This is a genomic window from Streptomyces sp. NPDC031474 (genome assembly GCF_055581185.1).
Map to the genome: position 1 here is coordinate 209,246 of NZ_JBVIJX010000013.1, position 17,949 is coordinate 227,194.

Genomic DNA, 17,949 nt, shown 5'->3' on the forward strand with positions numbered 1-17,949 from the left:
TTCATGCGCCCCGCCGTCGGCGTCAAGAGTGTTGCGGGACCGATGTGCCGGAGGTTGCTTTCTCCGCGGGCGGTAGACGGCATGCGGACAGGGGGCAGTAACCTGGAACGTCCAGTCGAGCACGTGTGAGGGGCCGCAGATGCCGCGTACGGGTACCGGGCCCGATTTCATCGAAGCGTTGGCCCGGGGGCTTGACGTGATCACCGCCTTCGCTCCGCATCAGTCGGCGATGTCGCTCTCGGAGGTGGCGGCGGCGACCGGTCTGGCCCGGCCGACGGTGCGGCGGATCCTGCTGACCCTCGAAGAGCTCGGTTACGTGCGCGCCTTGGACAAGGGCTTCGCGCTCACCCCGCGAGTGCTCGACCTGGGTGCCGCCTACGTCGGTTCGCTGGGGTTGTGGGACGTCGCCCGTCCGCACATGGAACGGTTGGTGGACCGGACGCGCGAGTCCTGCTCGATCGCGCAGCTCGACGGCAGCGACATCGTGTACGTCGCGAGGGTCGCCGTTCCGAAGATCGTGACGCTCTCCGTCCGGATCGGCACGCGGTTCCCGGCGCTGCAGACCTCCCTGGGCAAGGTGCTGCTGGCGGCGCTGGAGCCGGAACAGCTGGAGAAGACACTGGCGGAGCCGACCCGCTCCGGGCTCACCCCGCTGTGGCGGCCCGCCCGGGAGGAGCGGGACGAGGCCCTGCGCGAGGTGCGGGCCCGTGGCTGGGCCCTGGCCGACGAGGACCTGGCGTTGGGCATCCGCTCGGTCGCGGTGCCCCTGCGGGACGGCCGGGGCCGGGTGATCGCGGCCATCAACGTCAACGCCCATGCCGCCGAGACTTCGGTGCGCAAGCTGCGGGAGGAGCATCTGCCGCTCCTGCTGCAGACGGCGGGTGACATCAGCTGCGACTTCTCCAAGCTCGCCGCCCTCCCGCAGTCGGTGGTCGCTCCGAGACCCTGACCCCCTCCCCGACGGCCCGCACGCGGTCCGCCGGGCCATTTCCGTGTGCGGTGCCCCGCCCGCCGGCGTCGCCACCGCCGAGACCGCGCCGCGAACCCGCTCAGCGCATCCGCGCCGCGCCGCACCCCGGGCCGCTCGCCTGTCACCGCTCGCCGGCCTCGGCATCCGCGCCGGCACCGCGGGCCGAGCCCGCCGGCTCCTTCCGTACCGGCAGTGGGCACGCGACCGCGCTCGTTCCGGCCCGGAGAATCGCTCTCGACTCCTCGCGGCGCCACGGTCCGGCGTGTCACAATCCGATCGGCGGACGGATGTCCGCTGTGCGGTCGGAGGGATGGTTCATGGAGATGCCCACAGAGTCGGCAGCACCGGGCGGGGGTGGCGGGCCGCTGTCCGGTCTGCTGGTCGCCGACTTCTCCCGGGTGCTGGCGGGCCCGTACGCGACGATGCTGCTGGCGGATCTCGGGGCCGAGGTGGTCAAGGTCGAATCCCCCGGTGGCGACGAGACCCGGACGTGGATGCCGCCCACCCGCGGTGAGACGTCCACGTACTACCTGGGAGTCAACCGCAACAAGCGCTCCATCGCCCTTGACCTGCGCGCCGAGGACGATGCCCTCGCGGCGCGTGAACTGGCGCACCGGGCGGACGTAGTGATCGAGAACTTCAAGCCGGGCGCGCTCGCCAAGTACGGCCTGGACCACCGCAGCGTGGCGGCCCGGAACCCCGGCGTGGTCTATGCCTCGATCAGCGGATTCGGGCCCGGCGCGGGTCGTCACGTACCCGGTTACGACCTGATGGTGCAGGCGATCTCCGGTCTGATGAGCCTCACCGGCGACCCGGAGGGCGAGCCCTACCGGGCCGGCATCTCCGTCTTCGACGTGATGGCGGGCAACCACGCGACCATCGGCATCCTCGCCGCGCTCCGGCATCGCGACGCGACCGGCGAGGGCCAGCACGTCGAGGTGAATCTGCTGTCCTCGGCCCTGTCCGGCCTGGTCAACCACAGCTCCGCCTATGTGGCCGGCGGCACCGTGCCCTATCGGATGGGCAACGCCCACCCGAGCGTCTTCCCCTACGAGCCGTTCCCCACCGCCGACCGTGACCTGATCGTCGCCGCCGCCAACGACGGCCAGTTCCGGCGGCTGTGCGAGGTCCTCGGCATACCCGAGACGGCCGACGACCCGCGGTTCGCGCGCAATCAGGACCGCACCGCCCGCCGCGAGGAGCTCCGGCCGCTGCTGGTGGAGCAGCTGGCCGCGCAGGGCGCGGCCGAGTGGTTCGACGCCCTGGTCGCCGCAGGGGTACCGGCCGCCCCCATCAACACCATCGACCAAGGCTTCGCCACGGCCGAGCGCTTCGGACTCGACCCGGTCGTCGAGGTGGGCGAGGGGGAGCGGGCCGTTCCGATGGCACGGCACCCGATCACGTTCTCCGCGACACCGGCCCGCTACGAGCTGCCGCCCCCCGAACTCGACGAACACGGCCCCGAACTCCGCAAGTGGCTCACGGCCCCGCGAGCCCCGCGCACGACCGAGGAGGACGCCCGTGACTGACCGGCCCGCGTCCTACCCGACGGCGCTGGGCGCCTCCTCCCGCACCTCGATCACTCTTCTCGGCGAGGACCTCGCCCGTGACGTGATGGGCCAGGTCGGCTTCGGCGAACTCGCCTACTGGCTTGCCACCCAGCGCCGCCCCACCCCCGGCCAGGTCCGGGTCTTCGAGGCCGTCCTCGCGGCGCTGGCCGACCATGGCTTCACCCCGACCGCGATCGTCACACGCCTGACGTATCTGTCGGCGCCGGACTCGGTGCAGGGCGCGCTCGCGGCCGGGCTGCTGGGCGGCGGCTCCCGCTTCCTCGGGGTCACCGAGGACACCGGGACCTTTCTGCACGAGATCATCGAACGCCATCCCGGTACGGTGCCGGACGACGACGCGGGATGGGACGTCCTCGCCCTGGAAACCGTACGCGCGCGGCGGGCGGCCGGGCAGTTCGTGCCCGGTCTCGGCCATCACGTCCACAAGGACGGCGACCCGCGCACCCCCCGGCTCATGGAGATCGCCGCCGAGGAGGAGCAGTTCGGTCCCCACCTGTCGCTGTTCGCCGCGATCGGCCGGACCCACCCGCAGGTCCTGGGCAAGACCCTGCCGCTGAACGGCGCCGGGGTGTGCGGAGCCGCCCTGGCCGACCTCGGCCTGCCCATCCCGCTGCTGCGCGGCTTCGCGCTGCTGGCCCGTACCGCGGGGCTGATCGGCCAGCTCGCCGAGGAGATGCGGCATCCGGTCGCGAACAACGTCTTCCTCTCCGTCGACCTCAACAACCGGCCCGTCGCCCCTGACCCGTACCCCGGAGACCTGCCATGAGCCGGTCACCGGAGCGCGAGCCCTGCATCCTGCTCGTGCACGGCGCCCACCACGGCTCCTGGTGCTGGGAGGAGGTGACGGAACGGCTGCGCGCGGCCGGCGTCCGCAGCCACGCCATCGACCTCCCCTTCACCTCCTTCACCGACGACACCGAGGCGGTCCGCGCCGCCGTACGCGAGGCGGCACGACACGGCCCCGTGCTGCTGGTCGCGCACAGCTATGGCGGCCTGCCGATCTCGGCCGGCGGGCACGCGGCGGCACGCCTGGTCTACATCGCCGCACGGATGCCGCTGCCCGGCGAGTCCCCGGCACAGCTGACGCCCACCTGGAACGACCCCGCCTTCCACCGGTCCGTACGGACGGCCCCCGACGGCACGGTGACCCTGCTGCCCACCGCCCGCGAGGCGCTCTACTCCGCCACACCAGCGCGACACGCCGAGCGCGCGGCCGCCCTCTGGCGGCCGATGCGCAGCCGGGTGCCGGACACGCCCCTCGACGACCCGGCGTGGCTGACCGTCCCCAGCGCCTACGTCGTGTGCGCAGCGGACCGGACCGTACGCCCCGAGGCACAGCACACCTGTGCCGCACGTGCCGCCACCTACGTCGAACTCGACTGCGACCACTCGCCGTTCTACTCCGCGCCCGACCCGATGGCCCGGTTCCTTGCCGAGCAGGCCGCTCTCCTCGTGCTCCGGTGACGAGCTTGTTCCCCGCGTCGGCGTCATCGCAGCCGCGAGGCGAAGGGGGTGCGATGCCTCGCAGAGCCCGGGCGGTCGGCCCGGGGCCCCGCGCTCCGCCCGTCTCCGTAGGCCGTCAAGCGGGGTACGCGTGTGTCTGGGCCGCCTTGACCGTCGCCCACACCGCGGCACCCGGATACAGGTCGAGCTCCGCCGCCGCCACCGTCGTGAGGTCGGCGGCGAGGGGAAGCGCGCCGGTGAGGGCGGCGCGGATCTGGTCGCCGTGGGTCTCCAGGCCGGCGACCTCGCACTGCCAGAGGTTGCGGGCGCTGGAGCCGGTGGGGCGGTCCCGGTGCAGGGTGACCGCGCTGGGCGGGAAGGCGACGAAGACCGGGCCGGTGAGGTCCTCGGTGGTCGTGATCGAGGGCCCGCCGTCGACGCGGACCGTGTGGCCGTCGGCCGCGCCCTGGTAGAGGTTGAGGCCGACGAGGTGGGCGATGTAGTCGGTGCGCGGGTGGCGGGCGATGTCGGCGGGGCTGCCCTGCTGGACGATGTGGCCGTCCTCGATGACGACGAGGTGGTCGGCCAGGACCATCGCGTCCAGCGGATCGTGTGTGACGAGCACGGCGACCGCTTCGAACTCGGCCAGGTGGTGCCGGAGTTGGGCGCGGACGTCGAGGCGGGTGCGGGCGTCGAGGGCGGCGAGTGGCTCGTCGAGGAGCAGCAGACGCGGGTGGGTGGCCAGGGCGCGGGCGAGGGCGACGCGTTGCGCCTGGCCGCCGGAGAGCTTGCGGGGCTTGCTCCCGCCGTGGTCGGCGAGGCCCATGCGCTCCAGCCACTCGGCTGCCTGGGCGCGTGCCTCCGCCTTGGTCGCGCCGTGGCAGCGCGGCCCGAAGGCCACGTTGTCCAACGCGGTCAGGTGGGGGAAGAGCAGGTAGTCCTGGAAGACGACGCCGACCGGGCGGGACTCCGGCGGCGTGCGGTGCAACTCGGCGCCGTCCAGACGGAGGTGGCCGCCGGTGAGCGGGACGAGGCCGGCGAGGGCGCGCAGGGCGGTCGTCTTGCCGGCGCCGTTGGGACCGAGGAGCGCGACGACGTCACCCGGTGCCGCGGTCAGCGCCACATCGAGGCGGAAGGAGCCACGCTCGACCAGCAGCCGGGCGTCGAGCCCCTCTCCGGCCGGGGCGGGCGCGCCGAGCCGGTCCTGCGTGTTCTGCGTGTTCTGCGCGTTGCGTGTGGTCTTCTCGGCGTTGCTCATGAGGCGGTCATCCAACGCTCACGCAGCCCGGCCAGCACTGCGATCGAAACGGCCAGCAGGACCAGGCTCAGGGCGATCGCTGCCTCCGGGTCGCTCTGCAACGCCAGGTACACGGCGAGCGGCATGGTCTGCGTACGGCCGGGGAAGTTGCCGGCGAAGGTGATCGTCGCGCCGAACTCGCCGAGCGCCCGGGCCCACGCCAGCACGGCGCCGGCCGCGATGCCGGGAGCGATGAGCGGCAGCGTGACCCGGCGGAAGGCGGTGAAGCGGGACGCGCCGAGCGTCGTGGCCGCCTCCTCGTAGCGCGGGTCGGCGGCGCGCAGCGTGCCCTCGACGCTGATGACGAGGAACGGCATCGCCACGAACGCCTCGGCGACCACGACCCCGGCGGTGGTGAACGGCAGGGTGATGCCGAACCAGGAGTCCAGCCACCGGCCCATGACGCCGTTGCGGCCGAGCGCCATCAGCAGGGCGACGCCGCCCACCACCGGCGGCAGCACCAGCGGAAGGGTGACCATCGCCCGCAGAAGGCCGCGCCCCGGGAACTCGACCCGGGCCAGCAGCCAGGCCAGCGGCACCCCGAGCACCAGGCTCACCAAGGTGGCCGCTGTCGCACAGACCAGCGACAACTGGAGCGCCTGCCACACCTCGGTGCTGGTCAGCAGCTCGGGCATGCTGCGCCAGGGGGCCCGGATCAGCAGGGCGACGAGGGGGAGGACCAGGAACGCCAGCCCGATCAGCGCGGGCAGGAGAAGGGGCAGCGGGGCGCCCCTGCGGACGCCGCGGCCCCCCGGGGCCCCGCGGACGCGGCGGCGCCGCGGGCCGCCGGTCAGAGTGTCCGCGGCGCCGGCCCGGTCCAGGGACGGGGAGGTCATGGCTGGAGGAACCCGGCCTCGGTCAGGACCTTCCGGCCGTCGGCGGACTGCACCAGCGCGATGAACGCCTTGGCGGTCTCGGCGTTCTTCGAGTCCTTGAGCAGGGTGATCGGGTACTCGTTGACGGCCTGGGCCGACTCGGGGAAGTCCACGCCCTCCACCTTGTCACCCGCCGCCTTCACATCGGTCTTGTAGACCACCGCGGCGTCGGCCTCCTTCAGGACCACCTTGTTCAGGGCCGACTTGACGTCCTCCTCGTAGGAGACCGGCGTGAGCTTCAGCCTGCTCGCGTCCAGGGCCTTCTGGGCGGCGGCGCCGCACGGCACCGTCTTGTCGCACAGGACGACCTTCAGCGAGGACTTCGTGAGGTCCTTCAGGGACGCGACCTTGTCCGGGTTGCCGGGCAGTGTGGCGATCTCCAGCTGGTTGCGGACGAACGTGGCGGGCGTGCCCTCCGCGTCGCCCTTGTCCGTCACGATCGCCATCGTCTTGGGGCTGGCCGAGGCGAACACATCGGCGGGGGCGCCGGCGGTGATGCTCGCGGCGAGGGAGTCGCTGCCGCCGAAGCTGAAGGTGACCTTCGTGCCCGGGTGGGCCTGCTCGAACTCCTTGCCCAGCGTCGTGAAGCTCTCCTTCAGCGAGGCGGCGGCGAAGACCGTCACCGTGCCGGACAGCTTGTCCGACGCGGAGGCCGACGCGGAGGAGCCTGACGTCGCGGACGAGTCGGCGTCGGACGACGAGCAGGCGCTCAGGGCCAGCAGGGCGGCGGCGCCTGCGCCGGTCACCTGCAACATCCGACGGGTCCGGCGCGCGGAACGGGTCATCACGGGTGAACTCCCTCTGGTCCTGACGGACACGTCTACGGTCTCTCGACGGATCATAGTGCCGCAGATGCAAGGCAGAAGTCTCCTGGCGCTTTGCATGAGCGGGATCATGGATCTGATGGCATGGCATGTGCCGGTCGCGGACGACGTCGAAGGCGGGGTTCAGAGCAGTGCCACCACTCCCGTCACGGCCGTCGCCGCGAGCACGACGATCACCAGGACGTTGAACATCACGTCCTGACCCTCCGAGCGCTGCTCGGCCGTGCGGTCCAGTGTGAACTCGGCCGGGTCGGGCGGGCGTGTAGTGGACGGTGACATGACGGCCGTACGCGGCGGCGGGGTCCGGGTGTGGCCGTCGTCCTGGTCGATGCCGACGTCTTTCAGGACCGCGACGATCCGTCCCTGCACGCTGTCCATCGCGGCCGGCCTGCCGAGGCGGTCGTTCCTGGCCCGTACCGTCCCGGGCAGGTGAACGGCGGCGTAGACCGCCCACGGCCCGCCGAAGCCGATCAGCGCCCACGGCCACCCCCGGTCGACCGCGGCGAGGACCACCAGCCCGACGTAGACCAGGAAGAGCGCGCAGCTCGGCCGGCCCAGTCCGCGGCTGGGCTCCTCGGGGCGATTGGAGAACCGGTAGGCGTGCGGTCTGCCCCGCGGGTGGCTGACCCCGATCTCCCGGCCCTCCCACGCCGCGGTGATCATCTCGCCGCGCTCACCGTCGTTCGTCACCGTGACTTCCTGGCCCAAGGCGTGGTCGCGATAGGAGACGACCACCGATATCCCGCCGCTGCACGACCCGCCGTGCCGGGGCTCCCGCACCCGCTCGATCCGCCCCTTGAGCCGCACCGTCCGCTGCGCCTTGGTCACCCCGGCCAGCGACATGCCGTACCCGACCAGCGCCGCCACTCCCCACACCGCACACCACAGCAGCAGGAACCGGTGAGTCGATGCCGAGGGTGGCCCTGGCCTCCTCGACCAGCGGGGGGACGCGATCGTAGGGCAGGGAACGCGGGTCGAACCCGGGTGTCTTCACACCGGTGGGGGAGAAGACGACCGCCAGCGTGCGGTCCTGTACGACGACGGTGAGCGCCTGGCGCTTGCCCCCGTTCCGCGTCAACGACTCGACGGCCCTGCGGAGTTCGCCCTGGTCGAGCATCGACCGGCCCGGACCGAGGGTGACCGTGCCGGTGGCCGACGTCACGGTGGTCGTGGACGACGAGGAGGACACGGACGGCCGCGGCGAGGCGCCGCTTTCGTCCGGGCCGAACAGGTCGGCGCGGAACAGCAGGAGCACGGCGGCCGCGCCGAGCAGCAGGCCGAGGAGCGTGAGGAGACCGCCGACGCAGCCCCCCCGGGGGATCGCTCTTCATGGCCGGACCGGGCGCCGAGTCCAGGCGCGCCCCGGCCGCCCGGTCCTCCCACTCCGGCGTCGGGCGTTTCACGATCCGCACCTTCCACGGCCGGTCCGGCGGATACGCGACCACCACGATCCCGCGAGATCAGCGGGCGTGGCGTGCGTGGGCGGCGCGCCCGCGGTGATCGTCATGCGGCCGATCGTGCACGCCGGGGGTGACGGCCGACAGACCTCGCTCACGCCTGCCACGTGAGGCGTGCCGGGGAAACCCCGGGTCTACTCCAGTTCCGCCGCGCGCTTTTTTAGGTCTTCGGCGAAGGCGTCCCAGTCGGGGCCGAAGGACAGCAGGTCTGCGGCTGCTTCGCGCAGGAGCCGGGGGTCGTCGGGGCGTTGCAGACAGGCCAGGCGGTAGGCGAGGTTGCGGGCCCAGGGGGGCAGGGCCATCCAGTCCTCGGCGAGGACGTCCCGGAGCATGGCGAGGATCTCGTCGGCCGTCGCGAAGGTGAGTTTCTCGATGAAGTCACGGGCCGCTTCGTTGACGGCGCGGCTGTCGGCGGCGTCGATCGCCTGGCCGAGGCTCCTGGCGGCGGGGGTCGGGTCGGGCATCTCTCGCTTCTCCTGGGGATGGGGGAATCGGCGGGTTGTGTCCGCCTCTCGCGGATCGTCACCTGCCGCACCTGCCGCACCTGACGGTATCTCCTACGACGTGCCGGGCGGTACGTGTCGGCTGAGAGGGCGTCGGCTCACGGGTTGAGCCAGTACGTGGACAGTTGGTAGGCGCCGTCGGGGCGTTGGATGACCCGGTAGCCGATGTCGTGGCCGTCCATCTGGATCGACCGGTCGAGCGGGCCGGCGAAACCGGGGCTGCCGGCTCGGGGGACGACTCCGCCGTCCTTCATGTAGCCGTACACGTCGGAGACGATCGCCTGTTCGATCTGGTCGGGCTTCAGGTCGGTGGTGCGCAGGTCGTTCGTGGTTCCGCCCGGACCGGTGTGGGCCCGGTCGTAGCCGTGGCCGGTGTTGAAGTGCCACTGGTCGTCGCCCACCATCGCGGAGCGTTTGAGGTCCTGCCCCTCGCCCTTGGACGTGTACTCGCCGATGGTCGGGCCCTCGCCGTTCTTGTACGGCGAGAGGCCGAAGGGGTCGCAGAGGGTGTGCGGGTTGGGCACGTAGGCGACCGGGTTCGGCGCCGGCGAGAGCCCCAGCGGGTCCGGGGAGGCGTACCGGCCGGTCTGCGGGTCGTAGTGGCGGAAGAGGTTGTAGTGGAGGCCGGTCTCCGGGTCGTAGTACTGGCCGGGGAAGCGCAGCGGGGTGTAGGCCGTGCTGGAGCGGGACCAGGCGGTGGTTCCCCACAGCGTGGCGCGGGTGCGCCAGGCGATGTCGCCGGACTCGTCGATCAGCTCGGTGGGGGCGCCGATGAGGTCCGTCGCGATGGCGAAGAAACGGCGGTCGGTCTCCTGCTGACGGGCGTCGGCGGTGAGGATGCGTTCGGTCTGCGCGAGGGGCACGAGCCCGCGGTGCTCCCAGGTCAGCGCCACCGGACGGGGCAGGTCGCCGGAGACGGTGGTCTGTTCGCAGAGCGTCAGGCCGTCCCAGGTGAACCGGACCTCCTCCGTCACGGTCTCGCCGTCCGCCGCGAGGCGCTGCTTGGCGGTGCGCCGGCCCAGGGGGTCGTAGCGGTAGCGCCACCGGGTGCCGTCGGGGGTGACGACGCGGGTGAGGCGGTCCTCGGCGTCCCATGTGTAGCGCCAGGTGTCCGGTTTGCGGGAGAGGCGGGTCTTCTGACGCAGGGTGACACGGCCGAGGGCGTCGTGCTCGAAGCGGACGTCACCCGCCCGCGTGACGGTGGTGCCGGTGTAGGTGCGCGGGCCGGTGGCCTCGTGGCCGGGGTGCGAGTCGGGCCAGTGGGCCGAGGACTGGTTGCCGCTCGCGTCGTAGGCGTACCGCTCGCTCCAGCCGTGTGCGTGGACGGCGGTGACCCGGCCCGCCGGGTCCAGGTCGAAGGTGCGCGCCCCCGACAGCCGGTCGGCGGTCGCGGTGAGACGGCCGTCGGCGCGGTAGCCGTACGTGCGCTCGTTGAGGGTGCGTGAACCGGCGGTGAGGTGCTGCGCGGACAGCCGGCCGGCCTCGTCCCACGCGCAGGCCTGGGTGACGATGCCGGCGAAGACGCGTTCCACTTCGCGTCCGGCCGCGTCGTGCGCGAAGGCGATGTCGTGGCCCCCCGAGGTCAGCAGGGTGGGGCGGCCCGCGGCGTCGTAGGCGTAGCTCGTGACCAGCCCGGTGGGGGTGGTGCGACGGACGCGGCGGCCGGCCGCGTCGTAGGCGTGCTCCAGGGCGCGGCCGTCGACGAGTTCGGTCTTGAGCCGGCCGCACCGGTCGTAGCGGCGCACCAGTTCGCTGTCCGGACTCGACGCCTGGACCAGGCGTCCGGCGCGGTCGTAGGCGTGGACGGTGACCCGGCCCGCGACCTCCTTGCGCAGCACCCGGCCGAGCTCGTCGTAGGCGTAGGCGGCCACCCCGCCGAGGTGATCGGTCCGGGTGGTGAGCTGTCCGGCGGCGTCGAGGCCGTAGGCGACGGTGCGGCCGTCGAAGTCGGTCTCGCGGACCAGCCGGCCGGCCAGGTCGTAGCCGTACGTCCAGACGAGCCCCTGCGGGTCGGTGACCCGGGTGAGGCGCAGGCCGGCGTCGTGCTCGAACTCGTACCGGGCGCCGTCGGGGAGGGTGCGGGCGGCGAGCAGGTCGAAGTGGGTGTACTCGAAGCGGGACACTCCGCCCGCCGCGTCGGTGTGGGTGAGGCAGTTGCCCTCGCCGTCGTAGGTCCATGACTCGGTGGCGCCGTCGGGGCCGGTGCGCCGGGCGAGCCGGCCGTCGGCGTGCCACTGGAGGCGGGTGACGGCGCCCACCGGGTCGGTGATGCGGACCGGACGGCCGAAGGCGTCGCGTTCCAGGAGGGTGGTGCCGCCGACCGGGTCGGTCACGGCCACCGGCCGGCCGGCCCCGTCGCAGCGCACGACGGTCCTGGCCCCCAGGGCGTCCGTGACGGACGTCAGCAGCCCGGACGCGTCGTAGGCGTAGCGGGTGGTGCGGCCGGCCGGGTCGGTGACCGCCGTGCGGTTCCCTCGCTCGTCGAACTCCTGGAGCCACCGCGCGCCGTCCGGGTCGTGACGCTCCGTGGGCAGGCCCGACGGGCCGCGTACGACACGGAGTTCGGTGCCGTCGGGACGGGCGACCGCGACGAGCCGGCCCTCCTCGTCGTAGGAGAACACGGTGGTACGCCCGAGCGGGTCCACGCGGGTCAGGAGGTTGCCGCGCGGGTCGTAGGCGAACCGGGTGGTGTGGCCGAGCGGGTCGGTGGTGGCGAGGACGCGGCAGCCGGGGCCGATGAGATGGCGGGTGGTGCCGCCGTCGGGGGTGGTCAGGACCGTCGTGCGGTGGCCGGTCGCGGCGTCCGGTTCGGTGTAGGCCAGGCTGATCTGGACGTGCCCGGCCTCGCCGCCCTCGGCGACGACGCGGTCGCGGTCGTCGTACACGTAGTCGTAGCGGCGGCCGCCCGAGTCGATCCAGGCGATGACGCGGCGGCGTTCGTCGTAGCGGAACGTGGTGACGGCGCCGGACGGCCTGGTGACCGTGGTGAGGTTGCCGTCCTCGTAGCCGTAGCCCAGCACCGGCAGGTCCGTGCCGTCCTCGCCCGCGTCGGCCAGGGACAGGGCGGTGACCCGGCCGTCGGCGACGGACAGCCGCACCCGGTGGCCCGCCGAGTGGACGAGGGCCAGCGGCAGCCCGTCCTCGGCGCGGTCGATCATGATGGTGTGGCCGTTGCGTTCGGCGACGGCCGACAGCCAGGCCGTGCCGTCGCCGCCCGCCTCGCCGCCGGGCGGGGCGGTGAAGCGGCGGGTCAGACCGGTGTCGGGGTCGGTGACCGTGTAGTCGCCGTCGGCGTCCCGGGCCAGCAGGGTGCGGGAGCGGCCCGACCGCGGCCGGGTGGGCGCGCCGGGCACCGGGTGCGGGTACGGGACGAGCAGCCCGTCGGCGGTGACGTGGACGACGCCGATCGCGTCGATCTGCAGGCGTTCGTCGACGGTGGACGACCAGGCGGCTCCCAGGAAGCGGCCGGTCGCCGTGCCGGACTCGGTGCGGCGGGTGAAGAGCAGCGGCAGGATGCCGGGGATCTCCAGATCGGTCTGGGGCAGGAACATCCGGCCCGAGGCCAGGTCCACCGGGTCGGTGCCGTCGGTGGTGCGCTCGACGTCCGGACGGTGGTGGGTCCCCTCGGGGGCGTCGTCGAGCAGCCGGCGCAGCCGCGCCGCGTCGGCGGCGTCCTCGGCGATGCGCACGCCCTTCACCGCGGCGCCGCCGCCACCGGTGGCCACGGTCAGCGCCACGTCGGGCAGCAGCCGGCCGAAGCCCTCGGCCGGGTCCTTCATGAAGTCGCCGATCATCTGCTTGCCGGTGCCGACCGGGTCGTTGGCGGCGACCACCAGACCGGCGGCCAGACTGTTGAGGGACGTGGCGTACTCGGCGGGGTGCGTGATGTTGTACGGGTCCATCGGGTTGACGCTGCGGACGAAGTTGAGCAGCCCCGCCGTGCCCTTGATGAGACCGCCGCCGACGTGGTCGCCCATCAGCTGCAGCTCCTGGACGCCGTCGCCCAGCTGCTCGGCGTAGGACGGCTTCTGAGGGGCCATGTCGCGGGCGGCGCGGACCGCCGTGCGGGCGGTCTCCGCCGCCGAGTTGCGCTGTGTGCGGGCGTCGGCGAGAAGGTCCTGGGCCTCCTTCATCAGCTTCTTGCCGGGGTCGTCGAACGTCGCCGCGGGCCTGGGCGGGAGCGAGGCCGGGTCGCGTTCGTCCGCGGGCTGGGCGTTGTAGCGGTCGACGGCGCCGTTGTAGTCGTCGACCTTCTTGCGGTGGGCGTCGGCGGCGTCCTCGGAAGCCTTCGCGCCCTCCTTCCACTTGTCGATCGCCAGCTGCGCCTGTCCCTGCGCCCAGGTGACGGTGTCGGCGAACGCCTCCAGCGCGTCGACCGCCTTCGTGCAGGCGTCGGCGGCCGCGTACCACTTGGGCGGCTGGGTGCTGACCGCGGTGCGCAGCGCGTCGGCCGTCTCACCCTTCAGCCGGGACGAGTCGAGGCCCCTGAGACCGTCGCCCGCGCTGTCGAAGGACGACTGGAAGGCGCGCAGCTTCGCCGCGGTGGAGGTGATCTTGCCGGGGCTGCCGTAGATCAGCTTGGTCTTGTCCTCGGTCTGCCCGAGGTCCATCTCGTCGACCTCGGCGCCGAGCCGGTTGGCGACCGAACGGGACTGCTCGCGCACCCAGTCCGCGCCGGACTCCCAGCCGATGTCGTCCAGCCGGTCGGCGGTCCAGTTGCCCGCGTCCTCGACCCGGTTGCCGACCCATTCGACGCCGTCCTCGACCGCGTCCTCGACCGCGTCGGGCGTGATGTCACTGATGAAGTCGCCGATGCCCACCGTCAGTTCCCCCCGGAGCCGCCCTGCTGCCGTTCCTGCTGCGCGCGTTGCTCCGGCGACGGGCCGAAGGTGTCGTCCAGCGCCTGGTTCCACTGGTCGTCGGAGACGCCGAGCGCGTCGTTGAGGATCTGCGCCCGCATGCCGCCCTCGCCTTCGGTGAGAACGGTGCGGCCGGTGTCCTTCCAGGTCTGCGCCATGTCCTGACCGGCCTTGTCGAACGACTCCGCGCTCCAGTCCGGGTTCAGGTAGTCCGGGGTGAAGACGTCGCCCCAGTCCTGCCGGGCGATCTCCTCCTCACTGGCGTGCGGGTTCCCACCGAACGCGGAGTTGACGCCCACCTTGAGCGCCCCCGCGATGTACTGGTCGTGTTCCCACTGGGTGCCCGCCGCGAGGCCGAGACGGTTCGCGAGCTCGCTCGCGTCGTGCACCAGGGCGCGCACGCCCCACTCCCAGCGCTCGCAGAAGTCCTCGAAGTCGACCGAGAGGCCGTGGTGCCCGGCCTCCATCCCCGTCATCGCCAGCTCCGAGAAGCCCTTTCCCATCACCGAGCCCGTCGGCCCGCCGAGTTCGCCGAGCTGGTCGATGGTCGCGCCCACCCCCTGGGTGAACTTGGCGACGGACGCCTTGTCGAGCTTCAGGTCCGGTCCGTCACCGCTCATGACCGCGGCCCCTCTCCCGGCTCGCCGGCGTCGACGGCGACCGCGTCCGGCACGATGCCGACGACCGGCGGGAAGAACATCGACCCGTCCTCGGTGGCGATGTCGACGGCGAGACCGGCGGGCTCGCCCAGCGTGGGCACGATCTCGTCGACGATGCGCGCGCCCAGCAGCGCCGCGTACTCCAGGGGCTGGTCGGCGGGCCCGTGGCGGAGGGCGAACCGGGCCAGTGCGGCCTCGTCGGTGAATCCGCAGATCCACCGCACCCCGCCCGAACGCACCGACCACAGACCTCCGTCGGCCACCGGCACCAGAAGGACCGAGCGCCTCATCTCGCCGACCAGCGCACGGGGGTCGTCGCCCCCGTTTCTCCGCTCGGCTATCCGTTCGGCGAGTGCCGCCCTCGGCTGCTGCACGGTTCCTCCCCGGTCGTCGGTGACTCCTGGCACCGTAGAGCAGGACGCGCGCGAAGGAACGGGTGGTTCTCAACGGGCGCCCCCGTCGTTCGTGCCGAACCACCGAGATCTCCCGTGCACCACTCCGTGGCCCGCGAGCCGCAGCGACGCAACGCCTCCGGCCCCGTACGACGTACGCTCTTCGGGCACTTCCCGGGCGGGCCGCGCTGCTGGACGCGCTCGCGGACGCCGTCAGCCGCGCTTCCCCGGCCCGTCGACGATCTCGGTGGAGACACGGGTATCCGTGGCGATCACCGTGCCCTTCGCGACGAACGGGCCCCCGGAGGACTTGCCGCCCACGTAGTAGTCGAGGCCGGCCACCCACCGGACGCCTCGGTAGGCGTACGTCTCCGGGTCGAGCAGGACCTGGATGCCGTTGCGCTGGTAGGAGTAGTCACGGAAGTTGCCGTCGACGCCGATCGCGAGGACGGTCCGGTCCGCCCCGTCGGTCACCTTCACCGGCTTGGTCACTTCGTCCAGGCTCATGATGATCCGGTAGATCGTGCGCGCCTTGTCCGGCGGGAGGTCGGTGGATCCGGAGAGGACCTCCAGGATCTCGTCGAAGTCGCGCTGGGCCTGGGTCAGCCGCCCTGCGCTGGTCGACCGGCTGGGCACGGACTTCTTCAGGATCGTCCGCAGGGCGGCGTCGGGGTCGTCGGGGAGCGTGGCCACGAGGGCGTCCATGTCCTGCGGCGCGAGCATCCTCCTGGCGGGGGGACCGAGGGCGGCGGCAGTGCGCACATCGTCGGTTCCCTGCCCGCCCGAGCCCGGTCCGGCAAACACGTCGCCGTCGTACCGGACCCACCGGTCCGACGACCGGGACGTCGTCGGCGTGGCGTTGCAGGCCCGGCCGTGGCCGGGATACAGATCGAGCACGCCGATCTCGCTGTACTCGCCGCCGCTCTTGGCATAGGCGCACTGCCATCCGTCTACCCGGACATGCTGGTACACCCACTGGTTCGGCCGGGGCGCGGGCTTCGCCGGCGCCGAGTGGTCCGCTCGCAGCGTCACCGTGGACAGCGACGCCACGGCCACCACCGCGGCGACCGCGCCCAGGGTCTTGAGCCGCCAGCCGGAACGGTCGCGGCGTGGTCCGGCGATCTCGGCCAGCAGGCGCTGCCGGGCCGGGGTGAGCCGGGCGTGGTCGGGTACGGGAGCGTCGGCCCGCAGGCCGCGGACGGGCGTCATCTCATCCATGGCCGATCATCTCCGTGGCGTCGTGTACGAGGGTGGGGTCGACTCCCCCGAGGGCGTGGCGGACCTTCCTGCGGGCCCGGTTGAGGCGCGAGCGCACCGTGCCCACCGGGATGGACAGGGCCTCGGCGACCTCCTGGTAGCCGAGGTCGGCCCAGGCGACCAGCAGCAGGACGTCCCGGTCGCCCCGCGACAACCCGGCCAGCGCACCGGCCAGCGGCCCTTGGACGGCATGGGCGGTGACCCGGCTGTCACTGCGGTCGGTCCAGGACGCGGCCACCGGGTCGACTCCGGTGCGGGCGAGCGCGCGCAGCGCCCGGACCTCGGCACGGCGCTGCTTCCCGATGAGGTTGGCGGAGATGCCGTACAGCCAGGGGCGGGCATCGGGACGCGCCAGGTCGTAGCGCCTGCGCGTGCGGAACGCGCTCAGGAAGGTGTCGGCGGTGATGTCCTCGGCCGCCTCCTCGCCCAGCCGGCGGGCCGCGTACCGGTGGATCACGGCCGCGTGCCGCTGGTAGAGCTCGCCGAAGAGCTCGGGCTGGTCCAGGGAGTCGGCGATGACGCGGGCGTCGCCGTCGGGTCTGGCGGGTGGACTGTTCACACGGTCTCCGTGTCTGCGGTCGACGGGCCGTCACCTCATCGGTCGATGGGCGACACCCCTCATTACCCGCAGTCCCCGAAAGGGTTCACGGCCGGACTCGGTCGGAGGCCGCGGCGGGCTCCGGCTCCGCTGCTGTCCCCGCTGTCCCCGCCGTCTCCTGGCCGGCCGCGCCCGGAATCAGCCAGCTCAGCGCGGCGCACTGCTCGGGACCCATGACATGGGCCAGCGCCTCGGTGACCGTCTCGGCGAGCGTGTCGCCCGCCTCGCGCAGCAGCCGGCGGGCCTTGTCGGTGAGGGTGACCTCTATGCCGCGCTTGTCGCCGCAGACCGACTGACGGGACACCAGGCCGGCGTGCTGGAGGCAGGCGATCTGATACGTCAGCCGGGTTTTGGGGCGCCCCAGCAGCTCCGCGATCCGGGTCATCCGCAGGCCCTGCCGGGGCTGCTCCGCCAGCAGACACAGGACCAGGAACTCGTCGTGCGAGACGTCGAGCCGCTCCTTGACCACCGTCCGCAGACGCTGTTCCACCGCCCCCGTCGCGGCCAGCAGCAGCATCCAGCCGCGCAGCTCGGGTGGCAGCAGCCCGCTCCCGGCGTCCGGCGAGGACGGACAGGGGGGCAGGTCGACGGGGTGTTCAGCGGGCTCTGCCATGGTTTCGATTGTATCCGTAGTCCAAATTTGCACCACCTGGTTGTTCAGATTTGGATGACCGGCTACCGTGGTCGCACAGCATCATCCAAATTTGGATCACCAAGGAGAACGCCATGACCGTCGCCGTGGAAACCGGACTGTGGCAGCTCGACGCAGGCGCCTCCACCGTCGCCCTGAAGCACAAGACGATGTGGGGCCTGGTCACCGTCAAGGGCGTCTTCGCCGCCGTCACCGGCGGGGGCGAGGTGGGCGCCGACGGCGCCGCCACCGGCACCCTGACCCTGGACGCGGCCTCCCTCGACACGAAGAACGCCAAGCGGGACACGCACCTGCGCGGCGCGGACTTCTTCGACGTCGACAACCACCCCGAGATCACCTTCGCGGTGCGCTCCGCCACCCTCGGCGCCGACAGCTCGGTGAAGGTGTCCGGTCAGCTGACCGCGCGCGGCATCAGCCGTCCGCAGTCGTTCACCGCGCGACTGAGCCAGGCGGACGCCGACGCCGTCACCCTGGACGCCGAATTCACCGTGGACCGCAGCGAGTTCGGGCTCGGCTGGAACCAGATGGGCATGATCCGCGGCCTGACCACCGTCACCGCCACCCTCCGCTTCACCCGCACAGTGGCCTGACA

Annotated in this window: 15 protein-coding genes and 1 pseudogene; 5 read left to right on the forward strand and 11 right to left on the reverse strand. The window is 72.6% G+C overall.

Annotation, left to right across the window (positions count from 1 at the left end; all coding sequences use genetic code 11):
* Positions 1–139: 139 nt before the first annotated feature.
* The 4 genes from ACZ5SK_RS27975 (at position 140) to ACZ5SK_RS27990 (ending at position 4,005) form a co-directional block, all read left to right on the forward strand.
* Positions 140–949, forward strand: coding sequence for an IclR family transcriptional regulator domain-containing protein (locus tag ACZ5SK_RS27975; RefSeq protein WP_334576490.1), 810 nt, complete (start codon positions 140–142; stop codon positions 947–949).
* Positions 950–1,287: 338 nt separating this feature from the next.
* Positions 1,288–2,499: a CaiB/BaiF CoA transferase family protein gene (locus tag ACZ5SK_RS27980; protein ID WP_334576488.1), complete on the forward strand. Its 1,212-nt coding sequence runs from the start codon at positions 1,288–1,290 to the stop codon at positions 2,497–2,499.
* Positions 2,492–3,307 (forward strand): citryl-CoA lyase, encoded by an 816-nt coding sequence (locus ACZ5SK_RS27985; protein WP_468576668.1) that lies wholly within the window; start codon positions 2,492–2,494, stop codon positions 3,305–3,307. The genes ACZ5SK_RS27980 and ACZ5SK_RS27985 overlap by 8 nt, the downstream gene beginning before the upstream one ends.
* A complete protein-coding gene (locus tag ACZ5SK_RS27990) occupies positions 3,304–4,005 on the forward strand; it encodes an alpha/beta fold hydrolase (protein WP_334576485.1) in 702 nt (233 codons plus the stop codon). Before ACZ5SK_RS27985 ends, ACZ5SK_RS27990 begins: the two co-directional genes overlap by 4 nt.
* A 115-nt stretch (positions 4,006–4,120) precedes the next feature.
* On the opposite strand, the gene ACZ5SK_RS27995 is transcribed toward ACZ5SK_RS27990, so the two are convergent.
* The 11 genes and pseudogenes from ACZ5SK_RS27995 to ACZ5SK_RS28045 form a co-directional block, all read right to left on the reverse strand.
* Positions 4,121–5,242 (reverse strand): ABC transporter ATP-binding protein, encoded by a 1,122-nt coding sequence (locus ACZ5SK_RS27995; RefSeq protein WP_468576669.1) that lies wholly within the window; start codon positions 5,240–5,242, stop codon positions 4,121–4,123.
* A complete protein-coding gene (modB, locus tag ACZ5SK_RS28000) occupies positions 5,239–6,117 on the reverse strand; it encodes a molybdate ABC transporter permease subunit (protein WP_334576482.1) in 879 nt (292 codons plus the stop codon). Before modB ends, ACZ5SK_RS27995 begins: the two co-directional genes overlap by 4 nt.
* A complete protein-coding gene (gene modA, locus ACZ5SK_RS28005; protein WP_334576480.1) occupies positions 6,114–6,941 on the reverse strand; it encodes a molybdate ABC transporter substrate-binding protein in 828 nt (275 codons plus the stop codon). The genes modB and modA overlap by 4 nt, the downstream gene beginning before the upstream one ends.
* Positions 6,942–7,103: 162 nt before the next feature.
* A pseudogene (locus tag ACZ5SK_RS28010) lies at positions 7,104–7,934 on the reverse strand (DUF3592 domain-containing protein).
* A 637-nt stretch (positions 7,935–8,571) separates the two neighbouring features.
* Positions 8,572–8,901 (reverse strand): hypothetical protein, encoded by a 330-nt coding sequence (locus ACZ5SK_RS28015; protein ID WP_319670998.1) that lies wholly within the window; start codon positions 8,899–8,901, stop codon positions 8,572–8,574.
* A gap of 137 nt (positions 8,902–9,038) precedes the next feature.
* Positions 9,039–13,760: a putative T7SS-secreted protein gene (locus tag ACZ5SK_RS28020; RefSeq protein WP_468576670.1), complete on the reverse strand. Its 4,722-nt coding sequence runs from the start codon at positions 13,758–13,760 to the stop codon at positions 9,039–9,041.
* Between the two features lie 2 nt (positions 13,761–13,762).
* Entirely contained in the window at positions 13,763–14,419 is a 657-nt protein-coding gene (locus ACZ5SK_RS28025) for a hypothetical protein (protein WP_334576474.1), read from the reverse strand.
* On the reverse strand, positions 14,416–14,832 hold the full coding sequence (locus ACZ5SK_RS28030; protein WP_334576472.1) for an SseB family protein: 417 nt from the start codon (positions 14,830–14,832) through the stop codon (positions 14,416–14,418). The genes ACZ5SK_RS28025 and ACZ5SK_RS28030 overlap by 4 nt, the downstream gene beginning before the upstream one ends.
* A 231-nt stretch (positions 14,833–15,063) precedes the next feature.
* Positions 15,064–16,068 carry a hypothetical protein gene (locus ACZ5SK_RS28035; protein WP_334576470.1) on the reverse strand — a complete coding sequence of 335 codons (1,005 nt, stop codon included), beginning with the start codon at positions 16,066–16,068 and terminating at the stop codon, positions 15,064–15,066.
* Complete coding sequence (locus tag ACZ5SK_RS28040; protein ID WP_334576468.1) at positions 16,061–16,666, reverse strand: RNA polymerase sigma factor; 606 nt, start codon at positions 16,664–16,666, stop codon at positions 16,061–16,063. Before ACZ5SK_RS28040 ends, ACZ5SK_RS28035 begins: the two co-directional genes overlap by 8 nt.
* 85 nt (positions 16,667–16,751) lie before the next feature.
* A complete protein-coding gene (locus tag ACZ5SK_RS28045; protein ID WP_334576467.1) occupies positions 16,752–17,318 on the reverse strand; it encodes a MarR family winged helix-turn-helix transcriptional regulator in 567 nt (188 codons plus the stop codon).
* Positions 17,319–17,431: 113 nt separating this feature from the next.
* Here ACZ5SK_RS28045 and ACZ5SK_RS28050 point away from each other — a divergent pair, with 113 nt between their 5' ends.
* The gene (locus ACZ5SK_RS28050) at positions 17,432–17,947 is read left to right on the forward strand and encodes a YceI family protein (protein WP_361705701.1); all 516 of its coding nucleotides are present in this window, start codon (positions 17,432–17,434) and stop codon (positions 17,945–17,947) included.
* The last annotated feature ends 2 nt before the right edge of the window (positions 17,948–17,949 follow it).

What these genes read in the sequence shown, in the direction of transcription:
- ACZ5SK_RS27975 (WP_334576490.1), top strand. Translation starts at nt 140, where the DNA reads ATGCCGCGTACGGGTACCGGGCCCGATTTCATCGAAGCGTTGGCCCGG.
- ACZ5SK_RS27980 (WP_334576488.1), top strand. Translation starts at nt 1,288, where the DNA reads ATGGAGATGCCCACAGAGTCGGCAGCACCGGGCGGGGGTGGCGGGCCG.
- ACZ5SK_RS27990 (WP_334576485.1), top strand. Translation starts at nt 3,304, where the DNA reads ATGAGCCGGTCACCGGAGCGCGAGCCCTGCATCCTGCTCGTGCACGGC.
- ACZ5SK_RS27995 (WP_468576669.1), bottom strand. Translation starts at nt 5,242, where the DNA reads ATGAGCAACGCCGAGAAGACCACACGCAACGCGCAGAACACGCAGAAC.
- modB (WP_334576482.1), bottom strand. Translation starts at nt 6,117, where the DNA reads ATGACCTCCCCGTCCCTGGACCGGGCCGGCGCCGCGGACACTCTGACC.
- modA (WP_334576480.1), bottom strand. Translation starts at nt 6,941, where the DNA reads ATGACCCGTTCCGCGCGCCGGACCCGTCGGATGTTGCAGGTGACCGGC.
- ACZ5SK_RS28015 (WP_319670998.1), bottom strand. Translation starts at nt 8,901, where the DNA reads ATGCCCGACCCGACCCCCGCCGCCAGGAGCCTCGGCCAGGCGATCGAC.
- ACZ5SK_RS28025 (WP_334576474.1), bottom strand. Translation starts at nt 14,419, where the DNA reads ATGAGCGGTGACGGACCGGACCTGAAGCTCGACAAGGCGTCCGTCGCC.
- ACZ5SK_RS28035 (WP_334576470.1), bottom strand. Translation starts at nt 16,068, where the DNA reads ATGGATGAGATGACGCCCGTCCGCGGCCTGCGGGCCGACGCTCCCGTA.
- ACZ5SK_RS28045 (WP_334576467.1), bottom strand. Translation starts at nt 17,318, where the DNA reads ATGGCAGAGCCCGCTGAACACCCCGTCGACCTGCCCCCCTGTCCGTCC.
- ACZ5SK_RS28050 (WP_361705701.1), top strand. Translation starts at nt 17,432, where the DNA reads ATGACCGTCGCCGTGGAAACCGGACTGTGGCAGCTCGACGCAGGCGCC.